General features: G+C 75.6%; 26 protein-coding genes. 19 read left to right on the top strand and 7 right to left on the bottom strand.

Going from position 1 to position 26,637, the window contains the following annotated elements; all coding sequences use genetic code 11:
- Positions 1-28: 28 nt before the first annotated feature.
- Together B8281_RS02615 and B8281_RS02610 are read right to left on the bottom strand one after the other, a co-directional pair.
- Positions 29-793, bottom strand: coding sequence for a glucose 1-dehydrogenase (locus B8281_RS02615; RefSeq protein WP_061269402.1), 765 nt, complete (start codon positions 791-793; stop codon positions 29-31).
- A 126-nt stretch (positions 794-919) separates the two neighbouring features.
- A complete protein-coding gene (locus B8281_RS02610) occupies positions 920-1,570 on the bottom strand; it encodes a TetR/AcrR family transcriptional regulator (RefSeq protein ID WP_198163126.1) in 651 nt (216 codons plus the stop codon).
- Between the two features lie 176 nt (positions 1,571-1,746).
- Between B8281_RS02610 and B8281_RS02605 the strand changes: the two genes are divergently transcribed.
- Genes B8281_RS02605 through B8281_RS02590 form a run of 4 tightly spaced genes read left to right on the top strand, consistent with a single transcriptional unit; the run spans position 1,747 to position 9,355 of the window.
- Entirely contained in the window at positions 1,747-3,153 is a 1,407-nt protein-coding gene (locus B8281_RS02605) for a glutamate decarboxylase (protein WP_085386818.1), read from the top strand.
- Positions 3,154-3,180: 27 nt separating this feature from the next.
- Positions 3,181-4,824 carry an APC family permease gene (locus B8281_RS02600; protein WP_085386817.1) on the top strand — a complete coding sequence of 548 codons (1,644 nt, stop codon included), beginning with the start codon at positions 3,181-3,183 and terminating at the stop codon, positions 4,822-4,824.
- The gene (lysX, locus tag B8281_RS02595) at positions 4,821-8,162 is read left to right on the top strand and encodes a bifunctional lysylphosphatidylglycerol synthetase/lysine--tRNA ligase LysX (protein WP_085386816.1); all 3,342 of its coding nucleotides are present in this window, start codon (positions 4,821-4,823) and stop codon (positions 8,160-8,162) included. The genes B8281_RS02600 and lysX overlap by 4 nt, the downstream gene beginning before the upstream one ends.
- 2 nt (positions 8,163-8,164) lie before the next feature.
- The gene (locus B8281_RS02590; protein ID WP_198163125.1) at positions 8,165-9,355 is read left to right on the top strand and encodes an esterase family protein; all 1,191 of its coding nucleotides are present in this window, start codon (positions 8,165-8,167) and stop codon (positions 9,353-9,355) included.
- A 7-nt stretch (positions 9,356-9,362) separates the two neighbouring features.
- Here the strand turns inward: B8281_RS02590 and B8281_RS19060 are convergent, their stop codons facing one another.
- From B8281_RS19060 to B8281_RS02580, 3 genes are all read right to left on the bottom strand, one after another.
- Positions 9,363-9,785 (bottom strand): hypothetical protein, encoded by a 423-nt coding sequence (locus B8281_RS19060; protein WP_137279937.1) that lies wholly within the window; start codon positions 9,783-9,785, stop codon positions 9,363-9,365.
- Between the two features lie 50 nt (positions 9,786-9,835).
- Positions 9,836-11,350 (bottom strand): putative glutamine/gamma-aminobutyrate antiporter GadC, encoded by a 1,515-nt coding sequence (gadC, locus tag B8281_RS02585; RefSeq protein ID WP_157446526.1) that lies wholly within the window; start codon positions 11,348-11,350, stop codon positions 9,836-9,838.
- A 78-nt stretch (positions 11,351-11,428) separates the two neighbouring features.
- The gene (locus tag B8281_RS02580; RefSeq protein ID WP_085386814.1) at positions 11,429-12,703 is read right to left on the bottom strand and encodes an amidohydrolase; all 1,275 of its coding nucleotides are present in this window, start codon (positions 12,701-12,703) and stop codon (positions 11,429-11,431) included.
- A gap of 545 nt (positions 12,704-13,248) precedes the next feature.
- On the opposite strand from B8281_RS02580, the gene B8281_RS02575 reads away from it, so the two are divergent.
- The 9 genes from B8281_RS02575 (at position 13,249) to B8281_RS02535 (ending at position 20,258) form a co-directional block, all read left to right on the top strand.
- Entirely contained in the window at positions 13,249-13,452 is a 204-nt protein-coding gene (locus B8281_RS02575; RefSeq protein WP_076404113.1) for a cold-shock protein, read from the top strand.
- A gap of 184 nt (positions 13,453-13,636) precedes the next feature.
- Positions 13,637-14,305 carry a Pr6Pr family membrane protein gene (locus B8281_RS02570; RefSeq protein WP_085386813.1) on the top strand — a complete coding sequence of 223 codons (669 nt, stop codon included), beginning with the start codon at positions 13,637-13,639 and terminating at the stop codon, positions 14,303-14,305.
- A 115-nt stretch (positions 14,306-14,420) separates the two neighbouring features.
- Complete coding sequence (locus tag B8281_RS02565; RefSeq protein ID WP_085386812.1) at positions 14,421-14,918, top strand: hypothetical protein; 498 nt, start codon at positions 14,421-14,423, stop codon at positions 14,916-14,918.
- Between the two features lie 9 nt (positions 14,919-14,927).
- A complete protein-coding gene (locus tag B8281_RS02560) occupies positions 14,928-15,599 on the top strand; it encodes a hypothetical protein (protein WP_085386811.1) in 672 nt (223 codons plus the stop codon).
- A gap of 89 nt (positions 15,600-15,688) precedes the next feature.
- Positions 15,689-16,387, top strand: coding sequence for a copper resistance CopC family protein (locus B8281_RS02555; protein WP_085386810.1), 699 nt, complete (start codon positions 15,689-15,691; stop codon positions 16,385-16,387).
- 88 nt (positions 16,388-16,475) lie between these two features.
- Positions 16,476-17,012 (top strand): hypothetical protein, encoded by a 537-nt coding sequence (locus tag B8281_RS02550; RefSeq protein WP_137279932.1) that lies wholly within the window; start codon positions 16,476-16,478, stop codon positions 17,010-17,012.
- 181 nt (positions 17,013-17,193) lie between these two features.
- Positions 17,194-17,928, top strand: a complete 735-nt coding sequence (locus B8281_RS02545; RefSeq protein WP_085386809.1) for a YcnI family protein — start codon at positions 17,194-17,196, stop codon at positions 17,926-17,928.
- Positions 17,929-17,931: 3 nt separating this feature from the next.
- Positions 17,932-19,644, top strand: coding sequence for a copper resistance protein CopC (locus B8281_RS02540; RefSeq protein ID WP_085386808.1), 1,713 nt, complete (start codon positions 17,932-17,934; stop codon positions 19,642-19,644).
- Positions 19,641-20,258 (top strand): DUF1775 domain-containing protein, encoded by a 618-nt coding sequence (locus B8281_RS02535; RefSeq protein ID WP_085386807.1) that lies wholly within the window; start codon positions 19,641-19,643, stop codon positions 20,256-20,258. Before B8281_RS02540 ends, B8281_RS02535 begins: the two co-directional genes overlap by 4 nt.
- Before the next feature lie 27 nt (positions 20,259-20,285).
- On the opposite strand, the gene B8281_RS02530 is transcribed toward B8281_RS02535, so the two are convergent.
- A complete protein-coding gene (locus tag B8281_RS02530) occupies positions 20,286-22,217 on the bottom strand; it encodes a sigma-70 family RNA polymerase sigma factor (protein ID WP_085386806.1) in 1,932 nt (643 codons plus the stop codon).
- 356 nt (positions 22,218-22,573) lie between these two features.
- Positions 22,574-23,770: a GTP-binding protein gene (locus B8281_RS02525; RefSeq protein ID WP_085386805.1), complete on the bottom strand. Its 1,197-nt coding sequence runs from the start codon at positions 23,768-23,770 to the stop codon at positions 22,574-22,576.
- Positions 23,771-23,943: 173 nt separating this feature from the next.
- Here B8281_RS02525 and rpmB point away from each other — a divergent pair, with 173 nt between their 5' ends.
- The 6 genes from rpmB to aztD all read left to right on the top strand — a co-directional run bounded on the left by rpmB (position 23,944) and on the right by aztD (position 26,625).
- The gene (gene rpmB / locus B8281_RS02520; RefSeq protein WP_085386804.1) at positions 23,944-24,180 is read left to right on the top strand and encodes a 50S ribosomal protein L28; all 237 of its coding nucleotides are present in this window, start codon (positions 23,944-23,946) and stop codon (positions 24,178-24,180) included.
- Positions 24,180-24,347, top strand: coding sequence for a 50S ribosomal protein L33 (gene rpmG, locus B8281_RS02515; RefSeq protein WP_021483268.1), 168 nt, complete (start codon positions 24,180-24,182; stop codon positions 24,345-24,347). Before rpmB ends, rpmG begins: the two co-directional genes overlap by 1 nt.
- Positions 24,347-24,652, top strand: a complete 306-nt coding sequence (rpsN, locus tag B8281_RS02510; protein WP_085386803.1) for a 30S ribosomal protein S14 — start codon at positions 24,347-24,349, stop codon at positions 24,650-24,652. Before rpmG ends, rpsN begins: the two co-directional genes overlap by 1 nt.
- Positions 24,653-24,699: 47 nt before the next feature.
- The gene (locus B8281_RS02505; protein WP_021483270.1) at positions 24,700-24,999 is read left to right on the top strand and encodes a type B 50S ribosomal protein L31; all 300 of its coding nucleotides are present in this window, start codon (positions 24,700-24,702) and stop codon (positions 24,997-24,999) included.
- Positions 24,996-25,118 (top strand): type B 50S ribosomal protein L36, encoded by a 123-nt coding sequence (gene ykgO, locus B8281_RS02500; protein WP_021483271.1) that lies wholly within the window; start codon positions 24,996-24,998, stop codon positions 25,116-25,118. Before B8281_RS02505 ends, ykgO begins: the two co-directional genes overlap by 4 nt.
- 112 nt (positions 25,119-25,230) lie before the next feature.
- Positions 25,231-26,625 (top strand): zinc metallochaperone AztD, encoded by a 1,395-nt coding sequence (aztD, locus tag B8281_RS02495; RefSeq protein ID WP_085388572.1) that lies wholly within the window; start codon positions 25,231-25,233, stop codon positions 26,623-26,625.
- Positions 26,626-26,637 lie beyond the last annotated feature (12 nt).

The raw sequence follows: 26,637 nt of genomic DNA, 5'->3' as shown, positions 1-26,637 counted from the left end.
CGCCGCTACCGGGCCGACCGCGGCCGGGTCAGAGCTGGCCGTGGCCCTTCTTCGACGGGACGCCGGCGATGAGGCCGCCGTCCACGACGAACTCCGAGCCCGTCGAGTACGACGCCTCGTCGCTCGCGAGGAAGACGATCATGCGCGAGACCTCCTCGGGCGCCGCGGGGCGGCCGAGCGGGATGAGGAGGTCGTCCGGGTTGAGCGACGCGGTCATGGGCGTCGAGATGAACCCCGGGTGCACCGAGTTGACGCGCACGCCGTACGGGCCGAGGTCCAGCGCGACGGACTTCGTCAGCCCGCGGACGCCGAACTTCGACGCGACGTAGCCGTGCAGGCCCGCGCTCCCGCGCATGCCCTCGACCGACGAGATGTTGATGATCGACCCCGCGCCGGCCTTCGCCATGATCGGCGACACCGCGCGGATCCCGAGGAACGTGCCGGTGAGGTTGATGTCGATGATCCGGCGCCAGGCGGCGACGTCGAACTCCGTGATGGGACCGCCGTTGGCGATGCCCGCGTTGTTGACGAGCACGTCGACGCGCCCGAACGCGTCGAGCGTGGCCGCGACGGCGGCCGCCCACTCGTCCTCGCTCGTCACGTCGAGGTGCACGTAGCGGGCGTCGGGGCCGAGCTCGCGCGCGAGCGCCTCGCCCTTCGCGTCGTCGAGGTCCGCGACCACGACCTTCGCGCCCTCGGCGACGAGCGCGCGCGCGTTCGTGACGCCCATGCCGCCGGTGCCGCCGGTGACGATCGCGACCTTGTTCTGCACCCTTCCGGGAGTGCTGCCCATGGTGGGGCTCCTTTCCTTGCGGGGGCACGGCGGCGTCGGCCCGCCTCGTGAGCGGGGGCGTCGTCGCGCGGGTGGTGCGCACCTGCCCGCCGGGGACCGCGGTCGACCGGCGGAGGGGACGGCTCGTCAGGGCGACGGCGTGGTCCACCAGGCGGGCAGGGCGTCTCGGGCGACCCGCGGGAACAGCCCGGGGTCACGGGGAGGGGGCGTGGCGAGCCACACCTCGAGCGCGCCGACCGTGCCGAAGCCGACGTACGTCGCGAAGGCGCGCGCCGCGACGTCGGCCGTCGCGGTGGTCGCGGCTCCGGCCGGCGGGTCGGCCGGGACTCCCGCCGGGGCCGACGGGAGGAGGCCCGGGTGGGCGTGCAGGTGCTCGACGAGCGTGCCGGTGACGTGGCTGGCGAGCAGCCGGAACAGCGGCGCGCTGAGCCCGCCCTCGAGCGCGCGCTCGTAGACGGGGAGGTGGGCCTCGACGTGCACGACGAGCGCGCGGCTCCAGTGGTCGACGACCTCGCGGGAGCGGGCGGCGACGTCGTCGGCCGTCTCGGCGGCCCGGACGTCGGCGAAGAACCGGTCGCGGATCGCGTCGAGCTCGGCGCCGAGCACGCGCGCGAGGAGCTCGGACGGGCTCGACGCGTGGTCGTAGAACGTCACGCGGTTGATCCCCGCGCGGGCCGCGACGGCGGACACCGTGAGCCGGGTGACGTCCTGCTCCGCGGCGAGCGCGAGGATCGCGGTCCGCAGGGCCGCGGCGGTGCGGGCGGTGCGCTTGTCCACGGCCACCTCCTCCGCGTCGTGCCGTGCGCTGCCTCGTCCTCGACGTTACGCCGAGGCAATCACTTAAGCAACAGGTGTTGCCTATCTCACCCGCCCAGAGGCGGTCCCGGGATCACGGTCGTACCGTCGAGAGAGCGGCCGCAGGTCCGCGGCCACACCAACCCGAGGGGGCGGACATGGTCACGAACACGCGCCGGGCCGAGAGGCACACCGGAGAACCCGACGTCGTCGAGCTCAACCCGATCTTCGCCAGACCGGGGGAGGCGACGGCCCTGCCCAAGTTCCGGTTCCCGGAGGACGAGTCCCTCCAGGAGACGGCGTACCAGATCGTCCACGACGAGGCGATGCTCGACGGGAACGCGCGGCTCAACCTCGCGACGTTCGTCGGCACGTGGATGGACGAGCACGCTGCGCGGCTGTACCTCGAGGCCGCCGACAAGAACATGATCGACAAGGACGAGTACCCGCAGACGGCGGCCGTCGAGACGCGGTGCTGGACGATGCTCGCCGACCTGTGGCACGCGCCCGACCCGGAGCACACCATCGGGACGTCGACCATCGGCTCGTCCGAGGCGTGCATGCTCGGCGGTCTCGCCCTCAAGCGGCGCTGGCAGCACGCGCGCCGCGCCGCCGGCAAGCCGACCGACCGCCCGAACCTCGTGCTCTCGAGCGCGGTCCAGGTGTGCTGGGAGAAGTTCTGCAACTACTTCGAGGTCGAGGCGCGCTACGTCCCGATCTCCGAGGACCACAAGGTCCTCGACGGCCACGACCTCGAGACGTACGTGGACGAGAACACGATCGGCGTCGTCGCCATCATGGGCGTGACCTACACCGGCATGTACGAGCCGGTCGCCGAGATCGCCGCGGCCCTCGACCGGATCCAGGAGTCCACCGGCCTGGACGTGCCCATCCACGTCGACGGCGCGTCGGGCGCGATGATCGCCCCGTTCCTCCAGCCCGACCTCGAGTGGGACTTCCGCGTCCCCCGCGTCGCGTCGATCAACACCTCCGGCCACAAGTACGGCCTGGTCTACCCGGGCCTCGGGTGGGTCGTCTGGCGCGACACGGAGTCGCTGCCGGAGGACCTCGTGTTCCGCGTGAGCTACCTCGGCGGGGACATGCCGACGTTCGCCCTCAACTTCTCGCGCCCCGGCGCGCAGGTGCTCCTCCAGTACTACCTCTTCCTGCGCCTCGGGCGCACCGGCTACGAGGCCGTGCAGCGCACGTCGCGCGACGTCGCGCTCTACCTGTCGGGCGAGATCGCGAAGATGCCCGCGTTCGAGCTGTGGAACGACGGCTCGGACATCCCCGTGTTCGCGTGGCGCCTGCGCGAGGGCCACACGAAGAACTGGGACCTCTACCACCTGTCGGAGCGGCTGCGCACCAAGGGCTGGCTCGTGCCCGCGTACCCCATGCCCGACGACCTCACGGACCTCACCGTCCAGCGCGTCGTCGTGCGCAACGGCTTCAGCCACGACCTGGCGTCCGCGTTCCTCGCGGACCTGCGCGACGAGGTCGAGCTCCTCGACGCTCTCACCGGCCCGATGCCGACCGAGGGCCAGCGCTCCAACTTCCACCACTGACCCGGACGACCGCGGGAAGGACGGACCATGGCACAGGGGGCAGCACAGGATCCGCCCGGAGGCTCGGGACCGCACGTCCGGGCCGACGGCACGCACGCGCCGACGGCAGCGCACGTCAAGGCGCACCCGTACGGGTCGCCCGGCTCCCGGCAGCCGCCGGGCCACGCGGGGCCCGCCATCGGGGCGCCCGCCGCGGGCGCGACGACGTTCATGTCGGTCGTGCAGCTCGCGATGCTCACCGTGGTGGTGGTCGCGTCGCTGCGCTCGCTGCCGGCGATGGCGTCGTACGGGCTCGGCTCGGTGACGCTCTTCATCGTCCCGGCGATCCTCTTCCTCGTCCCGACGGCGCTCGTCGCGGCCGAGCTCGCGACTGGCTGGAAGGGCGGCGTCTTCACGTGGGTGCGCGAGGCGTTCGGCGAGCGGGCCGGGTTCGTCGCGATCTGGCTCCAGTGGATCCAGAACGTCGTCTGGTACCCCACGCAGATCGCGTTCATCGCGGCGAGCCTGTCGTTCGTCGTGGGCGACCCGGGCCTCACGCAGAACGGCCTCTACACGGCCGTCGTGATCCTCGTCCTGTACTGGGGGTCGACGCTCATCACGCTCGCCGGCGGCAACCTGTTCGCCAAGGTCGGCTCGTGGAGCGGCGTCTTCGGCACGATCCTGCCCGCCGTCCTGCTCATCGTGCTCGGCGCGGTCTGGCTCGGCACCGGCGAGCGCTCGGAGACGACGCTCGAGGCGTCCGCCGTCATCCCGCCGTGGACCGGGATCGCGTCGATCGTGCTCATCGTCTCGAACGTGCTCGCGTACGCGGGCATGGAGGTCAACGCGGTGCACGCGAACGACCTGCGCAACCCCGGTCGGGGCTTCCCGCGCTCGATCGCCATCGCGACCGTGCTCATCCTCGTGGTCTTCATCCTCCCGACGCTCGCGATCTCCGTGGCCGTCCCGAAGTCGACGCTCGGCGTGACCGACGGCATCAACCTCGCGTTCAAGGCGTTCTTCGACCACTGGGGCATGAGCTGGGGCACCCCGGTCATCTCGCTCCTCATCGCCCTCGGGGCGTTCGCGTCGGTCGTCACGTGGATCGCCGGGCCGTCGCGCGGCCTGCTCGCCGCGGCCCGGACCGGCCTGCTCCCGCCCGCGCTCCAGCGTCGCAACAAGGCCGGGGTCCAGGTCGGCATCCTCGCGGTGCAGGGCGGGATCGTCACGCTGCTCGCGCTGCTGTTCGTGCTGGTGCCGAACGGCAACACCGCGTTCATCGCGCTCGTGGACATGGCGGCGGCGCTGTACCTCGTCATGTACATGCTCATGTTCGCCGCGGCGATCCGGCTGCGGCGCACCAAGCCCGACGTGGTGCGGACCTACCGCACGCCCGCGATGCGGTTCGTCGCGGGGCTCGGGTTCGTCGCGTGCGCGGCCGCGTTCGTGCTCGCGTTCGTCCGGCCGTCCGGCTTCAGCGGCCTCTCCGAGACCGCCTACCCGATCGTGGTCGCCGGGGTCGTGGTCGTGCTCGGCGGCCCGCCGCTCCTCTTCTACGCGCTGCGGCGCCCCACGTGGGACCGTCGTACCGCGGCGGAGCGGCAGACCGCCGACGACGTCCTCGTCAACCCGCCGACGCAGCCCGCGCCGGCGCCCGCCCGCACACCGCGCGACCCGGAGGAGACCACGTGACGGGTACCAGCACCGTCGGGCGCGAGACGCCCACCCCGGACGGCGGACGGCGCGCTCCAGCGCCGCCCGCCGTCGCGTCGCCCTGGGCGGAGACGGTCGCGCGCTGGGGCGGCCGGATCCTCGAGGTCTACGCGGTGTGGCTCCTCGTCGCGCTGATCCTCCGTCCCGTCGCGCACCACGCCGAGCGCCCGGTTGCCGAGGTCCTGTCGGTCACGAACGTGCCGTCGTACCCGTCGCTCTTCTCCGCGGTCGTGGTCGGGCTCGTCGCGAGCGGCTTCCTGCGCCGGCGCCGCGCCGCGCTGTGGTTCGTGGTCCTCGTCTGGCAGCTCCCGTCCGCGCTCGTCATGCTGCTCGCGATCGTGCTCGACCGGATCGACCCGGCGGCCGGCGTGCTCGACGACGTGCACTGGACGGCGTACGCGGGCGGGCTCGTCGGGCTCGTGCTCGTCGTGGTGCTCGTCGCCGCGCGCCACGCGTTCCCCGCCCGCATCGCCCGGGGTGCGTGGTGGACGGCGGCGCTCGTCCTCGTGCTCGGTCTCGCCGTCGCGACCGGCGTCGTGTGGGCGCTGCTCCAGGTCGTGCCGTCGAGCCTCGACGACCAGTCGGCGCGGCTCGGCTGGGCCTTGAGCGTCTCGGTCGGGCTGTCCCCGCACGAGGAGCCCTTCGCCATCGACGGCGTCGCGCCGGGCTGGCTCGCGCTCGTCGGCGGCCTGCTCGCGGGAGCGGCGCTCCTGCTCGCCGTGCTCGTGTTCCTGCGGACCGGCCCGCGCGACGCCGCACGCTCCCCGGACGAGGAGCTCGCGGTGCGCCGCCTGCTGCTGGAGCACCCCAGCGACGACTCGCTGGAGTACTTCGCGACGCGCGACGACCGCGACGCGATCTTCTCCGGCGACGGCCGCGCCGCCGTGTCGTACCGCGTGGTGAGCGGCGTGCTGCTCGCCGCGGGCGACCCGCTCGGGGACCCGGCGTCGTGGCCCGACGCGATCGAGCGCACGCTCGCGTACGCACGGCGCCACGGGTGGGCGCCGGGCGTGCTCTCCGCGAGCGAGAAGGGTGCGCGCGCCTACCGCGACGCCGGGCTCGCGGTCCTCACGATGGGTGACGAGGCGATCGTCGAGACGCGGTCCTTCGACCTCGCGTCGCCGTCGATGCGGCCCGTGCGCCACGCCGTCGCGCGGCCCCAGCGCGAGGGGTACACCGTGCGCCTGCGGCGCCAGCGCGAGATCCCGGCGGACGAGCTCGCGGCGCTCGCCCAGGCCGCCGACGCGTGGCGGCACGGCGAGGACGAGCGCGGCTTCTCGATGGCCCTGGAACGCCTCGGCAGCCCGCGCGACCCGCGCGTGCTCGTCGTCACCGCGCACGACCGCGACGGCGCGCCGCGCGGCCTGCTCACGTTCGTCCCGTGGGGCCGCAAGGGGGTCTCGCTCGACTACATGCGCCGGTCTCCCGACGCGGTGCCGGGCGTCACGGAGCTCATGATCTCGACGCTCGCGAGCGAGGGCGCGGGCATGGCGATCGACCGGGTCTCGCTCAACTTCGCGATGTTCCGCGGCCTGATCGAGCAGGGCGAGTCGGTCGCGGCGAGCCCCTTCCAGCGCTTCCTGCGCCGCCTCGTCCTCACGGCGTCGCGCTGGTGGCAGCTCGACCAGCTCTACCGCTCGAACCAGAAGTACGAGCCGCGCTGGCGCACGCGCTACCTCTGCTACGCCGCGCCCGCCCAGCTCACGTCCGTGTCGCTCGCGGCGGGGCAGGCCGAGGGCTTCGTGCCGCAGTGGCCCGGCGCGCGCGGCGGCACCGGGACCCAGCAGGTCGCGACGGCCGACGCCGCCCTCGGCGCGGCCGTGCGCGAGCAGGAGGACGCGCTGCTCGCGCTCGACGTCCCGACCCGGCGGCTCACCGACCAGGAGCGCGCCCGCCGCGCCAAGCTCGACGTGCTCGCGGCGGCCGGCATGCCCGCGTACCCCGTGGCCGTGCCGCGCACGCACCGGCTCGCCGACGTCGACGACCTGCTGCTCGGGCACGAGGTGTCCGTCTCGGGGCGCGTCGTGCGGCTCCGCGACCTCGGGGGCGTCGTCTTCGCCGTCCTGCGCGAGGAGAACCACGAGCGCCAGGTGATGCTCACCGCCGACGGCGCCGCCGACCTCGCGCTCTGGCGCCGCGTCGTCGACCTCGCGGACCAGGTGAGCGTCACGGGGACCGTCGCGCGCAGCCGGACGGGGGAGCTGTCCGTGCACGCGGGGTCGTGGGTCATGGCGTCGAAGTCGCTCAAGGCGCCGCCGGACAAGTTCCGCGGGCTCGCCGACCCGGAGACGCGCATGCGCCTGCGCCACGTCGACCTCGCGCTCGACACGCGGTCGTCCGTGACGCTCCGCGGCCGCTCCGCCGCCGTGCACTCGCTGCGCTCGTCGCTCGTCGAGCGCGGCTTCATCGAGGTCGAGACGCCGATCCTGCAGCGCGTGCACGGGGGCGCGAACGCGCGCCCATTCCGCACGCACATCAACGCGTACGACATGGACCTGTACCTGCGCATCGCCCCGGAGCTGTTCCTCAAGCAGCTCGCGATCGGCGGCATCGAGCGCGTCTTCGAGCTGGGCCGCAACTTCCGCAACGAGGGCGCCGACGCGACGCACAACCCCGAGTTCACGTCGCTCGAGGCGTACCAGGCGTTCGGCGACTACACGACGATGCGGCACCTCACGCGCGAGCTCGTCGTCGCGGCCGCGGTCGCGGTGCACGGCGACGCCGTGTCGCGCCGGCCCGACGGCAGCGAGGTCCGGCTCGACGGCGAGTGGCCCGTCGTCACCGTGCACGACGCCGTCTCGCGCGCCGTCGGCGCCGAGGTCACCCCGGACACCCCCGACGCGGAGCTGCACGCCCTGTGCGCCCGGCTCGGCATCGAGGTCGGCGAGGACGAGACGCACGGTGCGGTGGTCAACGAGATGTACGACCGCCTCGTCGAGGGCCAGACGGTCGAGCCGACGTTCTACACCGACTTCCCGGTCGAGACGTCGCCGCTCACCCGCGTGCACCGCCGCGACCCGCGCCTCGCGGAACGCTGGGACCTCGTCGCGTTCGGCGCCGAGCTCGGCACCGCGTACTCGGAGCTCATCGACCCGATCGACCAGCGGGAGCGGTTCACGCAGCAGTCGCTCCTCGCCGCGGCGGGCGACCCGGAGGCCATGGAGATCGACGAGGACTTCCTCTCGGCGCTCGAGTTCGCGATGCCGCCCACCGGCGGGCTCGGCCTCGGCGTCGACCGCATCTACATGACGATCATCGGCGCGTCGATCCGCGAGACGCTCGCCTTCCCGTTCGTGAAGCCGCAGCGCCGGTCCTGACCGTGGCGACCGGCCTCCCCGTCCCCGACACCGACCCGGCCCTGCCCGCGGCCGTGCTGCGCGAGCTGCAGCCTGCCGAGACGTACCTGACGAGCTACGCGGTCGCCGTCGTGCTGGCAGTGCTCGGGGCGGGAGCGGTGGTGTGGGCCGTGGTCCGCGCGCGGCGCGGCGCCCGGGCGCGGCGCGCGGGGCGGCCCCGGGGCGAGGACGCGCGCCGGCCGTGGCGCACACGCGTCGCGACGGCGTCCCTCGCGACGCTCGGTGCGCTGTCCCTCGTGCTGGGCCTGGCGGTCGGCGCCAACGCCTACTCCGGCTACGTCCCGACGTGGGGGGCCGCCCGGGTGCAGCTCGTCGCGCTGGGTCTGACGGACCTGTCGGCCGACGCGCCGGGCGGCGCGCACCGGGGCCAGGTGCGGACGCTCGCGATCCCGGGGACGGCCGTCGAGCAGATCGCGGACGAGGACGCCTGGGTGTACCTCCCGCCGGGGTTCGACCCCGAGGGCTCGACCCGCTACCCGGTCGTGTACCTGATCCACGGGTCGCCCGACGACCCGAGCAGCTGGTTCGCCGCCGGGCGGGTGCCGCGCACGATGGACGTGCTCATCCGGCGCGGGCTCGTCGACCCGATGATCGTCGTGGCGCCCACGGTGAACGGCACGGGGCCGGGCGGGCTCGACACCGAGTGCCTCGACTCGACGACGGGCGGCGAGCAGGTCGAGACATACCTGACGACGACCGTCGTCGACACCGTCGACGCGACGTACCCGACGCTCGCGGACCGCGAGCACCGCGTCCTCGGCGGCATGTCGTCCGGCGGGTTCTGCGCGCTCAACGTGGGTCTGCGGAACCTCGACCTGTACGGGGCGATCCTCGCGATCGAGCCCTACGGGAACCCCGGCCCCGGGCCGGAACGGACGATGCTCTCGACGCAGGCGGAGATCGACGCGAACACCCCGACGACGTACCTGCCCACGATGACGTTCACGCACCCGATGCCCGTCTTCCTCGACTCCGGGCAGGACGCGCCGCGGGAGGCGCTCACGACGGTGCGGCGGATGGCGCAGGACCTCGAGGACCAGGGGCAGACCGTCGAGCTCCGCGAGGAGCCCGGTCAGGCGCACACGTGGGCCATGGCCGCGACCGCGCTCCCGTACGGGCTCGTGTTCGCGCAGCGGCAGATGGCGGGCGGCTGACGCCGCGTCACTCGTCGGTGAGGAACTGCCCGCCGATGCCCGCCTGGGTCTCGAGCAGGTCGCCGGTGTCGCCGAGCACGACCCAGTTCGGCCCGGCGAGCGCGGCCTCGCCCTCCTCGGTGGGCTGACGCGGCAGGAGCGCGAGGAACTCGTCCTCGGCGATCCCGTCGGCGAACACGGCGAGGAGCGTCGTGTCGTCGCACGCGCCCAGCTCGACGTCCTCGCTGTCCGTGCTCTCGGTCGTGAACGACAGGCACGTGAGGCCGGCGGACGTGGCGGCGTGGTGGAGCGCGTCGAGCGAGTCGTACTCGACGTCCTTGTCGCCCGGGCCGGGGCCGGAGCAGGCGGCGAGCGCCCCGACGAGGACGACGAGACCGACGACCGGGCCGGTCGCGGCGCTGCGAGGGCGGGGAGCGGGTCGGGTAGGCATGTTCCGATGGTCCGCCGCCGCGCGGGTTCGCGCCACGGGAACCTCGCCCGTCACCCCGGCGGGCCGGGACCGCCCCGGTCAGGTTCGGCGTCCGCGGACTGCCAGGTGAAGGGCGCGAACGTCGACGAGTCGTCCCGCCAGGCCGGTGTGCGGGCGCGGTACAGGAGCAGCGGGAGGGCCACGAAGACGAGGGCGAGCGCGACGAGCAGCACGACGTACGTCGTCGGGCTGCCGACCGCGACCTGGCCGGGCGGGGCGAAGCTCGTGACGAGCGCGAGCAGCGACGCGACGAACCCGAGCCCGCCGACCGCCCAGACCCCGACGCGGCCCCCCGGCACCCGGTAGGGGCGCGGCCGGTCGGGCTGCGTGCGGCGCAGCACGACGACCGCGGCGAACATCAGGAGGTAGGCGACGAGGTAGAGGATCACCGTGAGCTGGCTGAGGAGCTGGTACGCGGACTGCACGGAGGGCATGACGACGAACAGCACCGACAGCACGGTCACGACCAGCGCCTGGACGAGGAGGATGTTCGTCGCCATGCCGCGGTCGTTCGTCCGGTGGAACCACCGCGGGAGGAACCCCGCCCGCGCGACGGCGTGCAGGCCCGTGGCGGGACCGGCGACCCACGTCGTGACGCCGGCGAGGACGCCGACGGCGAGCATCGCCGCGACGACCGGCCCGGCCCAGCCGATCCCCGCCCAGGCGAGCAGGTGGTCGAACGCCTGGAGCAGGCTCGTCGTGAGGCTGATGTCCTGCTGCGGCACGACGACCGCGATCGTCAGCGTGCCGAGGGTCAGCACGACGACGGCGACGAGCGCGGCGACGAGGATCGCGAGCGGGTAGGTGCGCTCCGGCCGCCGGATCGAGCGCACGTGGACCGCGTTGACCTCGATGCCCGCGTAGAAGAGGAAGATCCCGGCGGCGAGCACGATGTTGTCGAGACGCGTGAGGTCCGGGACGAACGCGCCCCAGGAGAGCGTGGTCCGGGACGGCTCGCCGCCGAGGAGGTAGGCGGCGCCGAGCCCGACGAGCAGCGCGGCGGGGACGAGCGTCCCGACGATCCCGCCCCAGCGCGCGGTGCGGGCGAACGCGGACGCGCCGCGCAGGGCGATGAGCGTCGCGGCCCAGAACACGACGAGCACGATCGCGAGGACGAAGAGCCGGTCGTCGGCGACCCGTTCGTCGAACCGCGCGTCGGGCCCGGTGTAGGCGAGCGTGACGGCGGCGAACGTGAGGACGGTCGGGAACCAGATGCAGCCCTCGACGAACACCATCGCGATCGCGAGGAAACCCCACCTGCTCCCGAACGCCTCGCCGACCCAGCGGAACATGCCGCCCTCCTCGGGCCACGTGGACGCGAGCTCGGCCGCGACGACGGCGACGGGTGCGAGGAAGCAGACGGCGGCGAGCAGGTAGTAGAACGCGGACGAGAGCCCGTACTCCGCCTCGGCGGGCAGACCGCGCAGGCTGACCACCGCGGCGACGTTGAGCATGACCAGCGACGTGGCCGTGATGGTCGCCGCGGCGGGCCGGGCGGGGTGCTGCGAGGTGGCGGTCCGGGCCATGGCGTCCCCCTCGGCGGGCGCGACGGCCCTCGGAGGAACGCTAGCGACGCCGCGCGCGACCGGCGAGCGGGGCCGGCGTCAGGCCCGGAAGCGCTCGCCGCGCTCGACGACGCGGCCCGCGCCGCGCCCGTCGGCCGCCGCCGCGTCCCACGTGTAGACCTCGGTGCCGGTGATGAGCACGTGCTCCGCGCGCGACGTCACGTCGAGCGGGTCGCCCGACCACACGACGACGTCCCCGTCGAGGCCGGGCGCGAGCGCGCCGACGCGGTCGTCGAGACCGAGGAAGGCCGCGGGGTTCACGGTGAGGGCGCGCAGCGCGGTGTCGCGGTCGAGGCCCTCCTTCACCGCGAGCGACGCCTGGTGCACGAGGAAGTTGATCGGTACGACGGGGTGGTCGGTCGTGATGGCGACGCGGACGCCCGCGCGGGCGAGCGCCCCGAGGTTCGCGATGTCGCGGTTGCGCAGCTCGATCTTCGAGCGCGACGTGAACAGCGGGCCGAAGATCACCGGCACGTCGCGCTCGGCGAGGACGTCCGCGACGGCCGCGCCGTCGGTGCCGTGGTTGACGACGAGCCGGTAGCCGAACTCGTCGGCGAGGCGCAGCGCGGTCGCGATGTCGTCGGCGCGGTGCGTGTGCTGGTCCCAGTACAGCTCGCCCGCGAGGACGCGCGCGAGGGTCTCCTTCGCGAGGTCGCGGTCGAACGGCTCGCCCTTCGCCTCGGCCGCGTCACGCCGCGCGGCGTAGTTCTGCGCGTCGACGAACGCGGCACGGATGACCTTCGCGACGCCGAGGCGCGTCGAGGGCGTCTTCTTCTGGTCCCCGTACACGCGCTTGGGGTTCTCGCCGAGCGCCGACTTCACGGAGACCGCCTCGCGGATCACCTGCTCGTCGACGGTGCGGCCGCCCCACGTCTTGATCGCGACGGTCTGCCCGCCGATGGGGTTGCCCGAGCCCGGCTTCACGACGGCGCTCGTCACGCCGCCGACCAGCGCGTCGCGGAAGCCCTCGTCCTCGACGTTGATCGCGTCGATCGCACGCAGCGCCGCGCCGTTCGGGTCGGTCATCTCGTTCGTGTCGTTGCCGGCCCAGCCCTCGGCCTCCTCCATGACGCCCATGTGGGCGTGCGCCTCGACGAAGCCGGGCAGCACCCAGCGGCCGCGCGCGTCGAGGGTCGGGACGCCGTCGGGCACGACGACGTCCGCGCCGACCGCGGTGATGACCCCGTCCTCGACGAGGACGGTCCCGTTCTCGATCGGGTCGGACGCGACGGGCACGACGTAGCCGTTCACGACGGCGACGCTGCGGCGCGCGGTGCGAGGGGCGGTGCGGGCGGGGGTGGAGGAGGTCGTCATGCCCCCATCATCGCCCGGGGCGACCGTCCGCCACACGCCATGGTGTAGCGTGAGGGCTGCGCCTAGGTCGCGAGCAGGGTCTCGCGACGATCTTCGGTCCTCGGCATCGAAGCACGACCGCGGGCGCCGGGCAGCAGACGCTGCCGACGACGATCTCCGCCCCAGAAGCGCGCGGAGCGAGAGCAGAGAAACACATCACTTCTTCCACCATCCTTGACCGCCCGGCGACCGCTCCTGCGGCCGCGGGCACGCCCGGACCAGACCTCGTGCTGCGCCGCGCCGACGACGACCTGTGGGTCGCGACGGCCGACGGCGAGTACGCCGGGATGGTCACCCGACGCCCGGACGGCTTCCACGTCCACGACCGCTTCACGCGGCCCGTGACCGTCGTCGCCGCCCTGGAGCACGCGCGGCGCCATCTGAGCGCCCCGCCCGGTCGCCCGGCGGGCTCCCGCCGCGACCACACCCCGAACTGCCGGCGCCCTGCAGGGCGCGGTACCCGGACCCGCGCACGTGGGCCGGTCGTCTCGACGAAGGAAAACACCATGGCTACAGGCACCGTGAAGTGGTTCAACTCGGAGAAGGGCTTCGGCTTCATCGCCCCCTCCGACGGCACCGCGGACGTGTTCGCCCACTACAGCGAGATCCAGTCGAGCGGCTACCGCTCGCTCGAGGAGAACCAGAGCGTCTCCTTCGACGTCACGCAGGGCCCCAAGGGCCCGCAGGCGACGAACATCCAGGCACTCTGATCCCGCTCCCGCCCGGCGCCTCGCGCCGGCGGGGGTGACGATCTCCACCGGAGGGCCGCGCCTCGTGCGCGGCCCTTCGGCGTGCCCGGACCTCGACGCGCGCGGCGGTGCCCGACGGCGGTCGTGCCCCGGCCGCGGGGACTAGGCTCTCGACCGGAGCCACACCGCGCGCGAAGGAGCCCGCATGCACGTCGTCGTCGGACTGTTCCGGCTGTTCCTCGTCGTCCTCGCCCTCGTCGGGACGCGCGCGATCTGGCGCGACGGGGACATCGAGGGCCTCGTCTACTTCACGAACCAGACGGGCTTCCTCATCGCGGTCGTCTTCGCCTGGGCGGGGGCCGCGTCCCTCCTGCGCCGCCGACAGCCGCCGGGATGGCTGAAGGGGGGCGTGACGCTGTTCGCGGCGATCACCGGCCTCGTGTCGTGGCTCGTGCTCGCGCCCGAGGACCCGGGCGCGCCCGCCGTCTTCCTCGGGCTCACCGACGGCCAGATCGAGCACGAGGTGCTCCCGCTCGCCGTGGTCGCAGACTTCCTCCTGCTCGACGCGCACCGGCGCCTGCGCGGCCTCGACGCCGCGCGCTGGCTCCTGTACCCGCTCGCGTACTTCGCGTTCACGACGATCCGCGGGTTCGTCAGCCCCGGCAGCGAGTACCCGTACGGGTTCGTCGACCTCGACGCGCTCGGCTGGACCGGGCTGCTCGTCAACGTCGTGCTCTACGGGGCGGGCTTCCTCGTGCTCGGGCTCGTGATCGTCGGGCTCGACCGGCTCCTGCCCACCGGCCCCGCGATCGGCCGGTACCCCGAGCGCGCGGGGCGCAGCATGCACGTCGTCGCGTCGGGCGAGCGCCCGTGACCGTGCCGCGCGCCGCACGGGCCGACGGGTGAGGCGTCGTCCGTCAGACCGGTGGGGTGGTCGGCGCCGTGCACGGTGGGGGTGGAGCCGTGGTGCGTTCACCGTCGGGCTGATCATGACGGGTGTGCTCACCGGGATCGTCATCGCGGACCGCGGCGACCAGCGGGTCGCCGAGAGGCTCGCCGAGACCGGAGTCCTCACGACGGCGAGCGGGGCGGAGGTGCACGTGATCGCCGTCGGTCGCGGCAGCACGCTGGACGTGGACGCGGTGCGCGCCCTCGTCGAGCTGCCGCACGGGCCCGCCGAGGTGTACCTCGTCGGGGCGTGGGCCGACGGCGAGGAGATCGGCGAGACGGGGTGGCACCCGGCACCGGCTCCGTACGCGGGGACGTTCGACGTCCTGCGGGACCCGCAGGACGCGGGCACGGTCATGGCGGTCCCGGACGTCGAGCACGCCGCGACCGGTGACGACGTCGAGACCGGCGCGGTCCTCCTCGGCGGCGCGGGTGCGTGGACCGTGGCGTTCGCGTGGCCCGCGTGGCGGTCGTTCCCGGAGTCCACCCGCGCGGCGGTCCGCCGTCGGCTCGGGCGCCTGTGGCGACGGCCCCGCTAGGGTGTCCTCGTGCCCTCCCCGGTCGTCGGTCCGCTGCGCGTCGCCCGCGCCGCGCTCGTGGCGACCCTCGTACTCGCGCTGACGGCGCTCGCGCACCGCGTCGCCGGAGGTGCGCTCCCGGACCCGCTGGTCCTCGCGGCGCTCGCCGCGTTCACGCTCGCCGGCACGACGGCGGCCGCCCGCCTGCGCTTCACGCCCGCCCGGCTCGTCGTGCTCCTCGGGGGCGCGCAGCTCGCGCTCCACCAGGCGCTCACCGTCCTGACCCCCGGGGCGTGCCACGCCGTCGGCGGGGGAGCCGGGCACGCTGCGCACCTCGCGGCGTCGTCGGGCGCGGTCGTGTGCGCGGTGCCGTCGGCCGACGGCGCGGCGTCCCCGCTGCACCCGGAGCACCTCGCGGCGTCGGGCGCGTGGATGGTCGCCGCCCACGCCGCCGCGACGGTCGTGCTCGCCCTCGTGCTGGCGCACGGCGAGCGCGCGCTCGAGCGGTTCCTCACCTGGGTGACCCCGCGCGCCGCGCTCCCGCTCCCGGCCCGTGCGGCGGTCCTCGGCCGCCGCGGCGTCGTCCCCGCGCGCCCGGTGCGCGTCGTCGACGTGTGGCGGTCGCTCCGGGCGCCGACGCGCGGACCGCCGCGGGCGCACGGTCCGTCGGGAGCACTGCTGCGCCCCCTCGCCGCGTCCTGACGCGGCACCCGACGAGGCCGACCCGGCGACGGCCGGGCCCCCGGGCACCACCGTGCGGCCACCGGCCGCGCCTCGGACGGAAGAACCTCATGACCCTCTCCCTGCGCCGACCGCTGTCGGCCCTGCTCGCCCTCCTCGCCGCCGCGGCCCTGACGCTCGGCCTCACCGCGACCGTCACGACGCTCACGGCCGGCCCGGCGTCCGCGCACGACCGGCTCCTCACCTCCGACCCGGCCGACGGCGCACAGCTCGCGGCCCCGCCCGCGGCGATCACGCTGACGTTCAACACCGAGCCGCTCCCCGTCGAGCCGCAGGTCGTCGTCTCCGACTCGGCCGGCACGGTCGTCACGCAGGGTGCGCCGACGATCGACGGCAGCACCGCGACCTTCGCGCTCGACCCGGCCGTCGCGCTCGGCGGCGACACGTACACCGTCGCGTGGCGCGTCGTCTCGTCCGACGGGCACCCGATCGAGGGCACGTTCGCGTTCGCCGTCGCGGCCCAGCCGGAGGCGCCCGCGACGGACGACCCCGCGACGGACACGGCGACGCCGGAGGAGACCGCGACCGAGGATCCGACGACCGGCACCACGTCCGAGCCCTCCGCGACCACGACCACCGACGCCGCCGAGACCGCGGACGACGGCACCTCGTCGCTGCTGCCGGTGCTCGTGGGGCTCGGCGCGCTCGTCGTCGCCGCGGCGGTCGTCGTCGTGGTCGTGCTGCGCCGTCGGGGCCCCGGCCCGGACGCCGGCACCGACGACGGCGCCCCGCACGACCCGCAGGGCTGACCGTGCCGGCGCACACCGCCCTCTCCCGCGCGGAGAGGGCGGCGCCGGCCCCTGCCGCAGGAGCCCCTTCTCCCGCTAGGGTGCGTCCGTGACGTCGCCCGGAGCAGGGGTGCTCCGCGGCGTGCGGGTGCTGCTGCTCGCCGCCGCGGTCGTCGGGCTGTCCGTCGTCGCGCACGGCCTCGCCGGAGGTACCGACCCCGGGGCGGTCCCACTCGGGGTCCTCGCGGTCCTCACCGCCGTCGCCGTGCGACCCCTCACCCGGCGCGAGGTCGGGCTGCCGCGGCTGCTCGGCCTGCTCGGCGCGGGCCAGCTCGTGCTCCACGTCGTCTTCGACCGCTGCGCCGCGCTGTCCCCGGCCGACGCCGCCGCGCACGCGCACTCCTCCTCGCCGCTCGCGATGCTCGGCGCGCACGCCGTCGCGACGCTCGCCGTCGCGCTCGTGCTGCGGTACGGCGACGCCGTGCTGTGGCGCCTGTGGACGTGGCTCGCAGGACGCCGGGTGCCCGGCCGCCCGCGGCCCGTCGTCGTCCTCGCGGCCCCTCCCGCCGTCGGCGCGCTGCCGACGGTGCGCGACCTGCTCGTGCGCGGCGCCGCGCCCGGGCGCGGGCCGCCCCTTCCCGCCTGACCTCTCCCGGACGCCCCCGCGGACGCCGTCGCCCGACGGAGTCCGCGGCGTCCCGCTCCCGCGCGCCCGCGCGACCGCTCACCCGCCGCCGGCCGGCTCCGCCGACCCGTGGCGCGGCGCGCCGTCGTGCCCGCCGGAGCAGCGTCCCCTCTCCCCGCACCTCTCCCCGAAAGGCACCACCATGCGAAAGACCCTGCGCGCCGTCGGCGCCGCCGCACTGACCACCGGGCTCGCCGTGACCGGCGCGGCCGCCGCGTCCGCCCACGTCACCGTCACCCCCGACACGACCGAGGCGGGCTCCTACGCCCTCCTGACGTTCGGCGTCCCGCACGGCTGCGGCGACTCCCCGACGACGAAGGTCTCCGTCCAGGTCCCCGAGCAGGTCGTCACCGTGACCCCCACGGTCAACCCCGGCTGGGACGTCGAGAAGGTCATGGAGGACCTCGCCGAGCCCGTGGACGACGGGCACGGCGGCCAGTACACCGAGCGCGTCGCGGAGGTCGTGTACACCGCGAAGGCGCCGCTGCCCGACGGCTACCGCGACGCGTTCGTGCTGTCGCTCAAGCTCCCCGACGCGGCGGGCGAGACGCTCGTCTTCCCGACCGTCCAGGAGTGCGCCGAGGGCGAGAGCGCCTGGGTGCAGGTCCCGGCCGACGGCGAGGACGGCGAGGAGCTCGACCTGCCCGCCCCGCTGTTCGAGCTGACGGCCGCGTCCGGCGGCGGCGCGCACGGCACGCAGGACGGCGCGGCCGACGCGACCGCCGAGCCGGCCGCCGCGGACGGCGAGGCGGCGGAGGCCGCCGCGAGCACGTCGAGCGGCCCGGCCCCCGCGGTCACGTGGACGGCGCTCGTCCTCGCGGCGGCCGGCCTCGTGCTCGGGCTGCTCGGGTTCGTGCGCTCGCGCCCGCGGGCCTGACCCGTGGGCCGCCCCCTGGCGCTGCGCCGGGCGGTGGCCGTCGTCGTCGGTGCCGCGGCCGCGGTCCTGCTCGCGATCCTCGCGAGCGGCCCGGCCGCGGCCCACGCCGTCCTCGTGGGCACCGACCCGCAGGACGGCACCGTCCTCGACGCGCCGCCCGACGCGCTGACCCTCACCTTCAACGAGCCCGTCCAGGTCGTCCCCGGCGGCACGACCGTCCTCGCGGCCGACGGCACCCCCGTCGACGTGGACGTCGCCGCGGTCGACGACGCGCTCGTCGTCACGCCCGGCACGGTCCTCGGCGACGGCACCTACGTCGTCAGCTGGCGCGTCGTGTCGCTCGACACGCACCCCGTGGCGGGGGCGTTCACGTTCTCCGTCGGCGCGCCGAGCACGACCGCGGTCGAGGCGCGTGTGGCCGAGCCGACGGCGGCGCTCGTCGCCGTCCGGGCGCTCGACCAGGCCGCCGTCTACGCCGGGACGTTCCTCGTCGCGGGGCTCGTCGTGTTCGAGCTCCTCGTGCTGCACGTCTCGCCCGGCGCGGCCCCCGTGCTGCGGCGGCGGCTCCACCGCGTCCGGCGCGGGGCGCTCGGCGTCGCGGCCGTCGGGACCGTGCTCGCGGTCCCGCTCACGCCCGCCTGGCAGGCGGGCGGCGGGCTGGGCGCGCTCGCGGACCCGGCGACGTGGGCCGCGGGCCTCGCCTCCGACACCACCGTGGCGGGCGCGCTCGGGCTCGCGGGGCTCGTCGTCGCGACGCTGCTCGCGCCCCGGGCCGCGCGCGAGACCCGGGCCGCCTGGCCCGCGGGCACGGTGCTCGGCGCCGCCGCGCTCGCGCTGGGGTCGCTCGTGCTCGTGGGCCACACGCGGACCTTCGGGCCGCCGTGGCTCGTCGTCACGGCGGACGCGCTGCACGTCGCGGCCGGGGCGGTGTGGCTCGGCGGCGTCGTCGGGCTCGCGCTCGTGCTCGCGCCGTCCGCCCACGTGGACGCCCGCCGCGCGGGCGTGACCGTGGCGCGGTTCTCCGCGCTCGGCGCGTGGGTCGTCCTCGCGCTCGCGGTCACCGGGACCGTCCTCGGGTGGCGCATCCTCGGGACCCTCGACGCGCTCGTCTCGACGACGTACGGCCGGACGCTGCTCGTCAAGGTCGGCGTCGCGCTCGTGCTCGTCGGCATCGCGGCGTGGAACCGGTACCGGCTCGTCCCCGAGGTCGCCGGGCCCGGAGGAGCCGGCGCGGCGGGCGGCACGACCGCGACGACGGCGCGCCGTCGGCTCGGCCGGACCGTCGCGGTCGAGGCCGCGCTGCTCGTGCTCGTGCTCGCCGCGACGGGCGTGCTCGTCTCGCGCAGCCCGGTCGTCCCGGCGGTGGCGTCCGCGCAGGACGGCGCGGCCTCCGCCGTCGAGGTGGTCGAGGAGCTCGGGGACGGGACGCTCCGCGCGCGCGTCACGCCGGGGCGCGTGGGCGTCAACGCGCTCGAGATCGAGCTGCTCGACGCCGACGGTGCGCCGTTCGAGCCGGTCGCGGTGCCGGAGCTGGCGACGACGCTCGCCGACCCGGCGCTCGGCCCGTTCTCGCGGCCGCTCACGCGCACGGGGCCGGGCGCGTACGAGGCGACGCTCGATCTGCCGATGCCCGGCTCCTGGACGCTCGAGGTGAGCGTGCGGACGTCCAAGTACGAGAACCCGATCGTCCGCATCCCCGTGGAGGTGACCTCATGACCCCCGACCGACGGCCGCCCGGGCCGCACCGCGGCGCGCGCGCCCTCCTCGCCCTGGCCGCCGCCGGGGCGCTCGCCCTGCTCACGACCGCGCCCGCGGCGGCGCACGTGCTCATCGAGACGGTCGAGCCGCGCGGCGACGGCACGTCGCGGCTCACGTTCACGTTCGACCACGGGTGCGACGGCGAGCCCACCGACGCCCTGCGCGTCACCTTGCCCGCGGGCGTCGAGGCGCTGGACGCGGGCCAGCCGGCCGGCTGGACCGCCGAGGTGACGGACGACGCCGTCGCGTGGGCCGGGGAGCCCGTGCCCGACGGCGAGCGTGCGGCCTTCACGCTCGACGTCCGCGTGACGGGCGAACCCGGGCAGGCGTTCGTCTTCCCGGCGGTGCAGGAGTGCCCGTCCGGGGCCTCGTACGCGTGGACGGACACCGACCCGGCGGGCGCCCGTCCGGCACCCACGTTCGTCGCGACGGCGGCCTCCCTCGCCCCCGCGCCCGTCGCGGCGGGCGCTTCCCCGACGCCGACCGGCCCGCTCGTCGGGGCGGTCGTGCTCGGGGCGGGCGTCGTCGGCGTCGCGGGAGGGGCGTGGTCCCGCCGGCGCGCGCGGGGGTGACGCCCGCAGCCGTCGCGTGTCCCGCGCTCAGGGGCCCGCGACGGTGAAGCCGACGCTCACGGTCGGCCCGAACCCGGCGGTGTCCGACCACGGCTCGACGAACCGGATCCCGAACGTGTGCGGCCCGGGGGCGAGGCCGCGCACCTGGCGCACCGCGGGCTCGTCGCCGAGCTCGTGGAGGTTGCCGGTCGAGCGCCCGTCGACGAACGCCTCGACGACCAGGCCCGCGGTACCCGCGAAGGTCACGAGGACGGAGAAGCGCGGGTCCTCCCACGGCGCGGTCTCGCGCGCGCCGAGGACCGTCTCGCCGGGGCCCGGCGACAGCACGCGCGGGAGGTCGAACACGTAGGGGCCGAGCGGCGCGGCGGCCGCGGAGACGACGCCGTCGACCTCCTGGACGACGTCGAGCACGTGCTCCCCGGTGGCACCGAGCCCGGTCGGGACGAGCGCCCAGCGGCCGTCGTCGGCGGCGGTCGTCGTGCCGACGACCGTTCCCGTCGCGTCGAGCGCCCGCACGCGCGCCCCGGGCTCCCCGGTGCCGCGCAGGGCGGGGTAGACGGTGAGCGTCCCGGCCGGGGGCGCCTCGTCGACGACGGGTGCCGGAGGCGCCGGTTCCTCGGGCCCGGGCTCTTCGGGCGCGGGTTGCTCCGGACCGGGCTGCTCGGGCTCCGGCGGGGCCGGCGCGGCCGGCTCGACCGACGGCGGGGCCGGCTCGGGCGCGGTCTCGCCGGCTCCGGGCGCGTCCTGCCCGTCCGGACGGGAGGCGGGTGGGGCGTCGAGGCCCGCGGCGGGCGGCTCGGGGCGGTCGCCCGCCCCGGCGGGGGCGTCCGGCTCGGTCGCGACCGGCACGTCGTCCGCGCCGTTCTCCGCGGGGTCGCCGTCCGGAAGGACGGGGAGCGGCGCGGCGAGACCGGGAGCGGACGACTGCTGCCCGGCCGCGGCGGCGGGCGGGTCGGCAGCGGACCACGGCCGCGCCACGGCCAGCACGCCGACGACGGCCGCCACGACCACCGCGGCGAGCGCGCCGACCAGGACACCGGGGACCGCGGCTCCCGCCGCGGCGGCTCCGGCCCCGGCGCCGGACGCCGCTCCGCCGACCCCGCCCCCGGTGGTGCCGGTCGTCAGGCCCGTCGTCGTGCCGGGAGCCGGGCCCGTCGGCGTGCCGGGTGCGGCGGTCGTCGCCGCGAGCGCGCCCGTCGCGGCGTCGACGGCGGCCGGGACGCCGAGGACGAGCGGGAGGAGGACGATGCGCAGGCGCGAGGCGACGTCGTCGACCTCCTCCGCGAGGATCGAGCACGACAGGCACCCGGTGAGGTGCTCCTCGACGCGGTCCTGCGCCGCGCGCGACAGCGTCCCGCGCGCGTGGTCGCCCAGGCGCTCGACCGTCCAACGGCACTCGGGGGCCACCGCGTCGCTGCTCACGTGGGCCTGGAGCCACTCGCGGCGCAGGCCCTCGCGGGCGCGGTAGGAGAGCGCGGCGGTCGCGCCCGCCGAGAGCCCGAGCAGCGGTGCCGCCTCGCGCGGCTCCATCCCCTCGACCTCGGTGTACCAGAGCACGGCCTGCCACCGCTCCGGCAGGCGGCGGAACGCGCGGACCGTCACCGAGCGCTCGAGGACCTCGGTCGACAGGTCGTGCGGGTCGACGACCTCGGGCACGTCCTCGACAGGCGTCGGGTCCGGCGTGCGGGCCCAGCTCGCCGCGACGCTGCGCAGCGTCGTGTAGAGGTAGGGCCGGAACGGGCCGGTCGGCCCGTGGCCGGACTGCAGCGCGCCGAGCACGCGCAGGTACGCCTCCTGGACGAGGTCGTCCGGGTCGTACGTCGCCGTGAGGCGGCGGGCCGCCGCGCGTCCGGCGTCCGCGTGCCGCTCCCAGAGCACGGCGAACGCCTCCGCGCGGCCCGCGCGCACCGCGTCGGCGAGCTGCTCGTCGCCGAGCTCCGTCAGGTCCTGCGTGTGCACGCCGCTCCCGTCCCGGCCGCCTCCGTCCGGCGGCCCTCAGGGAGGAAGACGCTCTCGGGCCGCGATCATGACGCGGGTCGGGGTGTGACGTGCGCGCGCGGTCGAGCAGCCCGCGTCGTACTGTGATCCACATCACTGGCAACGCGCGTCACGAACGGGCGCCCCGGTGCTCTTGCACTGGTGGGGGACGTCGCCACGACGGGTCACGTGGCGACACACCTGGACCGGTGGCGGTCCGCGACGAGAGCTTCGCTGGGGGGAGCTCTCGCGGCGGATCGCCACCGGTTCTCCCGTCCCCGGGAGGTTCCGCCCTCCCTGCGGCCCGCCCTCGCGTCCCGGCGGCAGCGGCACCGACCTCAGACGGCGTCCGTGCGCGCGCCGAGCCAGGGCGCGAGGACGTCGGTGCGCCCCAGCCAGCGCAGCCCGCCGTCGGCCAGCTCGTCCGGCGTCGCGAGCACGTCGCGGAACGCGTCGAGGACCCGCTCGCGCACGTCGTCGCCCGGCTCGCCGTCCGGCGGCGTCGCGCCGACGACCACCACGCGCGTGTGCGGCTCGACGGGCCGCCCCTCGGCGGTGGTCGCGTCGTCCCACGTGCCGAGCGTGCCGATGCACAGCTGGCCGCCCGCGCCGTCCCACGCGCACAGCGAGTCCGGGCGGTTCGCGACGTGGAACACCCCGCGCGACCGGACCCGCCCGGTGCCCAGGTCCTCGATGCGACGCAGCAGCCGCTCGGAGTCGAAGGGGCGGGCCGAGCGCAGCTCGACCGTCCAGCTCCGGTCGCCCGCGCGGCGCGCGTGCCGGGGGAGCGGGCCCCGCACGCCGAGCGGGTGCGCCCGGCGCTCGCCGGCCACCGGGTCGTGCGTGCGTCCTGCGAGGTCGGCGGCGGCGAGCGCGTGGAGCCCGTCGACCCGGCGCGTCCCGACGCCGCGCAGCCGGTCGACGAGCCCCGCCCCGGTCGCGGCGGCGACGGGGTCCCCGGTCGTCACGACGAGGTCGGCGTGCTCGAGCTGCGCGGCGAGCACCTCCCCGACGGCCCGCTGGTCGTCCTCCGTGAGCCCGACGCCGCGCTCGGTGACGAGCTCGTCGTCGAGCAGGTCGTGCTCGAGCGTGTCCACGTCGGCGACGGCGAGCACGGTCGCGAGGCGCAGCCGCTCGAGCTCGCCGCCGGGGGCGGTCTGCGCGGCGAGCGCGCGGACGACGGGCAGCGACTCGGCCGCCACGGGGAGCGCGAGCACGACGTGCTCCCAGCGCCCGTCCTCCGCGAGCCGCCGCAGCGTCGGGACGGCGTCCTCCCGGACCGCGCACGACAGGCACGCGTGCTCGAGCGGCACGACCTCGTCCTCGACGACGCCGCTCGCGTCGACGACGACCCGGCGCAGCGCTCCCTCGGCGGCCCGGATGTCGTGGCGGAGCGCGACGACCCGCGGAGCCCCGACGACGAGCCCGAACACCGCGCTGTCGCGCAGCACGGGGTCGATGGTCGCGAGGACGCTGAGGGCGACGCGGGTGTCGTCGGGCGCCGGGTCTGGCGAGGGGTGTGACGAGAAGGGCATGAAGCGCTCCGATCCGTGGTCTGGGGCGTCCCGGGAGGCGCGGCGGCCGGCTCGGGAACAACCTGCTCCTGAGAACTGTTCTCGACAGCGGGTCAGCATAGCGTCTTGACGGGAATGATTCTCACTATCTAGTGTCGTCCCCGTCGCCCCGACCGACCCCGAGAGGAACCGCCATGTCCGCCGTCTGCCAGGTGCTCGGCACCGCTCCCGGGTTCGGCCACGCGATCTCGCACTCCCACGTGCGGACCAAGCGTCGCTTCGACCCGAACATCCAGAAGAAGCGCTACTGGGTGCCGTCGCTGGGTCGCCACGTGACCCTGCGCGTCAGCGCCCAGGGCATCAAGACCATCGACCGCCAGGGGATCGACGCCGTCGTGGCGCGGATCCTCGCCCGAGGGGAGAAGCTCTGATGGCTACCCGCACCGACCTCCGTCCCGTGATCAAGCTCCGGTCCACCGCGGGCACCGGGTTCACCTACGTGACCCGCAAGAACCGCCGCAACGACCCGGACCGCATGGTCCTGCGCAAGTTCGACCCCGTCGTCCGCCGCCACGTCGACTTCCGCGAGGAGCGCTGATGGCGAAGCGGTCGAAGATCGCGCGCAACGAGCAGCGGGCGGCCGTCGTCGCCCGCTACGCCGAGCGTCGCGCCGAGCTGAAGCGCGTCGTCGCGTCGCCGTCGTCCTCGCCCGAGGAGAAGGAGGACGCGGTGCGCGAGCTCCAGCGCCAGCCCCGCGACGCGAGCGCCACGCGCACGCGGAACCGCGACGTCGTCGACGGCCGCCCGCGCGGCTACCTGAGGAAGTTCGGTCTCTCCCGCGTCCGCCTGCGCGAGCAGGCGCACCGCGGCGAGCTGCCCGGAGTCACGAAGTCGAGCTGGTGACCGCCGCCCCGAGCGGCGGCCGGCCCTGGCTCAGCAAGGAGACCATCATGAAGAAGGACATCCACCCCGTCTACGGGCCCGTCGTCTACCGCGACAAGTCCGCCGACTTCTCGTTCCTGACCCGCTCGACCCTCGCGGGCGACCACCCGCAGGGCCCGGGCGTCCCGCGCGAGACCGTGACGTGGACGGACGGGAACACCTACCCGGTCGTCGACGTCGAGATCTCGAGCGCGAGCCACCCGTTCTACACGGGCACGCAGCGCGTCGTGGACACCGCCGGGCGCGTCGAGAAGTTCCGCCAGCGCTACGGCGCCCGCGGCGGCGCGCAGGGCGGGGGCGCGCGATGAAGGTCCGCGCCTCGCTCCGCTCGCTCAAGGACAAGCCCGGGGCGAAGGTCGTGCGCCGGCACGGCAAGACCTTCGTCCTCAACAAGGCCAACCCGCGCTGGAAGGCCCGTCAGGGCTGACCCGCGCACCACCACCACCGGAGAGGAGCGGCCGCCCGGGGGTCCGGGCGGCCGACCACGCATGCACCACACCGCACCCGACCCGACCGACGCCGCTGCCGATCCCGCCCGGGTGACGGCCCCTCCCGGCGCCCGTGCCCGACGCCGCCCGCTCGCCCTCGCGCTCGGCCTCGCCCTCCCGCTCACGCTCGTCGCGGCGTGCGCGCAGGGCGCGGGCTCCGAGGGCGAGCAGGGCGACGCGACCGAGCTGGCGCCGTCGGCCACGTCCGACGTGAGCGAGGCTGCGGCGCTCACACCGCGCCTCGCGATCACCTACGACGGCGGCGTCCAGGTCCTCGACGCGACGACGCTCGAGGTCGTCGACGACCTCGCGCTCGACGGCTTCAACCGCCTCAACCCCGCGGGCGACGGGCGGCACCTGCTCGTCTCGACGTCCGGCGGGTTCCAGGTGCTCGACGCCGGCACCTGGGCCGAGCCGCACGGCGACCACGCCCACTACTACACGGCCGACCCGGTCCTCACGGACGTGACGTACGCGGCCGAGAAGCCGGGCCACGTCGTCGTGCACGACGGCCGCACCGCGCTGTTCGACGACGGCACGGGCGACATCACCGTGCTCGACTCGGCCACGGTGGCCGACCCGCACGGCATCGACGACGCGCGCACCTTGACCACCCCCGCGGCGCACCACGGCGTCGCGGTCGAGCTGTCCGACGGCTCGCTCGTCGTCTCCGAGGGCACCGAGGACGCGCGCACCGGCGTCCGGCTCCTCGACGCCGCGGGCGACGAGGTCGCGGCGAACGACCAGTGCCCCGGCGTGCACGGGGAGGCCGTCGCCGCGGGCGAGGCCGTCGTCATCGGCTGCGAGGACGGCGTGCTCGTCGTCGCGGGCGGCGCGATCACCAAGGTCGCCGCCCCGGACGCCTACGGGCGCATCGGCAACCAGGCGGGCAGCGAGGCGTCGCCCGTCGTGCTCGGCGACTACAAGTCCGACCCCGACGCGGAGCTCGAGCGGCCCACGCGCGTCTCCCTCGTGGACACGCGCGACGCGAGCCTGCGCCTCGTCGACCTCCCCGCGAGCTACACCTTCCGCTCGCTCGGGCGGGGCGACGCGGGCGAGGCGCTCGTGCTCGGCACCGACGGGTCGCTGCACGTCATCGACCCGGAGTCGGGCACGGTCGTGCGGTCCGTCCCCGTCGTCGACGCGTGGGAGGAGCCCGAGGAGTGGCAGGAGCCGCGGCCGGCGCTGTTCGTCCAGGACGGCATCGCCTACGTCACGGACCCGGCCGGTCGCGCGATCCACGCGGTCGACTACGTGGGCGGCGAGGTGTGGAAGAGCGCGGAGCTCGACGTCGTCCCGAACGAGCTCAACGGGGTCACCGGCAAGCCGGCCACCACGGGGGGCCACGAGGCCGACGAGCACGCCCACGAGGACGGCGAGCACGGTCACGACGAGCCCGCGCACGACGAGCACGAGGGCCACGACCACGAGCACGAGGACGGCTGAGCGAGGACACGC

The organism is Cellulosimicrobium sp. TH-20, assembly GCF_002105775.1.
GTDB lineage: Bacteria > Actinomycetota > Actinomycetes > Actinomycetales > Cellulomonadaceae > Cellulosimicrobium > Cellulosimicrobium funkei.
The sequence above is the reverse complement of the archived record's forward strand: the minus strand, read 5'-3'. Positions and strand labels throughout refer to the sequence as shown.

Coding starts and splice junctions, on each gene's coding strand:
- B8281_RS02615 (WP_061269402.1), bottom strand. CDS start 793: ATGGGCAGCACTCCCGGAAGGGTGCAGAACAAGGTCGCGATCGTCACC.
- B8281_RS02545 (WP_085386809.1), top strand. CDS start 17,194: ATGCGAAAGACCCTGCGCGCCGTCGGCGCCGCCGCACTGACCACCGGG.
- B8281_RS19060 (WP_137279937.1), bottom strand. CDS start 9,785: ATGCCTACCCGACCCGCTCCCCGCCCTCGCAGCGCCGCGACCGGCCCG.
- B8281_RS02565 (WP_085386812.1), top strand. CDS start 14,421: ATGACGGGTGTGCTCACCGGGATCGTCATCGCGGACCGCGGCGACCAG.
- gadC (WP_157446526.1), bottom strand. CDS start 11,350: ATGGCCCGGACCGCCACCTCGCAGCACCCCGCCCGGCCCGCCGCGGCG.
- B8281_RS02505 (WP_021483270.1), top strand. CDS start 24,700: ATGAAGAAGGACATCCACCCCGTCTACGGGCCCGTCGTCTACCGCGAC.
- B8281_RS02575 (WP_076404113.1), top strand. CDS start 13,249: ATGGCTACAGGCACCGTGAAGTGGTTCAACTCGGAGAAGGGCTTCGGC.
- B8281_RS02580 (WP_085386814.1), bottom strand. CDS start 12,703: ATGACGACCTCCTCCACCCCCGCCCGCACCGCCCCTCGCACCGCGCGC.
- B8281_RS02605 (WP_085386818.1), top strand. CDS start 1,747: ATGGTCACGAACACGCGCCGGGCCGAGAGGCACACCGGAGAACCCGAC.
- B8281_RS02555 (WP_085386810.1), top strand. CDS start 15,689: ATGACCCTCTCCCTGCGCCGACCGCTGTCGGCCCTGCTCGCCCTCCTC.
- B8281_RS02600 (WP_085386817.1), top strand. CDS start 3,181: ATGGCACAGGGGGCAGCACAGGATCCGCCCGGAGGCTCGGGACCGCAC.
- rpmB (WP_085386804.1), top strand. CDS start 23,944: ATGTCCGCCGTCTGCCAGGTGCTCGGCACCGCTCCCGGGTTCGGCCAC.
- B8281_RS02525 (WP_085386805.1), bottom strand. CDS start 23,770: ATGCCCTTCTCGTCACACCCCTCGCCAGACCCGGCGCCCGACGACACC.
- rpsN (WP_085386803.1), top strand. CDS start 24,347: ATGGCGAAGCGGTCGAAGATCGCGCGCAACGAGCAGCGGGCGGCCGTC.
- B8281_RS02570 (WP_085386813.1), top strand. CDS start 13,637: ATGCACGTCGTCGTCGGACTGTTCCGGCTGTTCCTCGTCGTCCTCGCC.
- rpmG (WP_021483268.1), top strand. CDS start 24,180: ATGGCTACCCGCACCGACCTCCGTCCCGTGATCAAGCTCCGGTCCACC.
- ykgO (WP_021483271.1), top strand. CDS start 24,996: ATGAAGGTCCGCGCCTCGCTCCGCTCGCTCAAGGACAAGCCCGGGGCG.
- B8281_RS02535 (WP_085386807.1), top strand. CDS start 19,641: ATGACCCCCGACCGACGGCCGCCCGGGCCGCACCGCGGCGCGCGCGCC.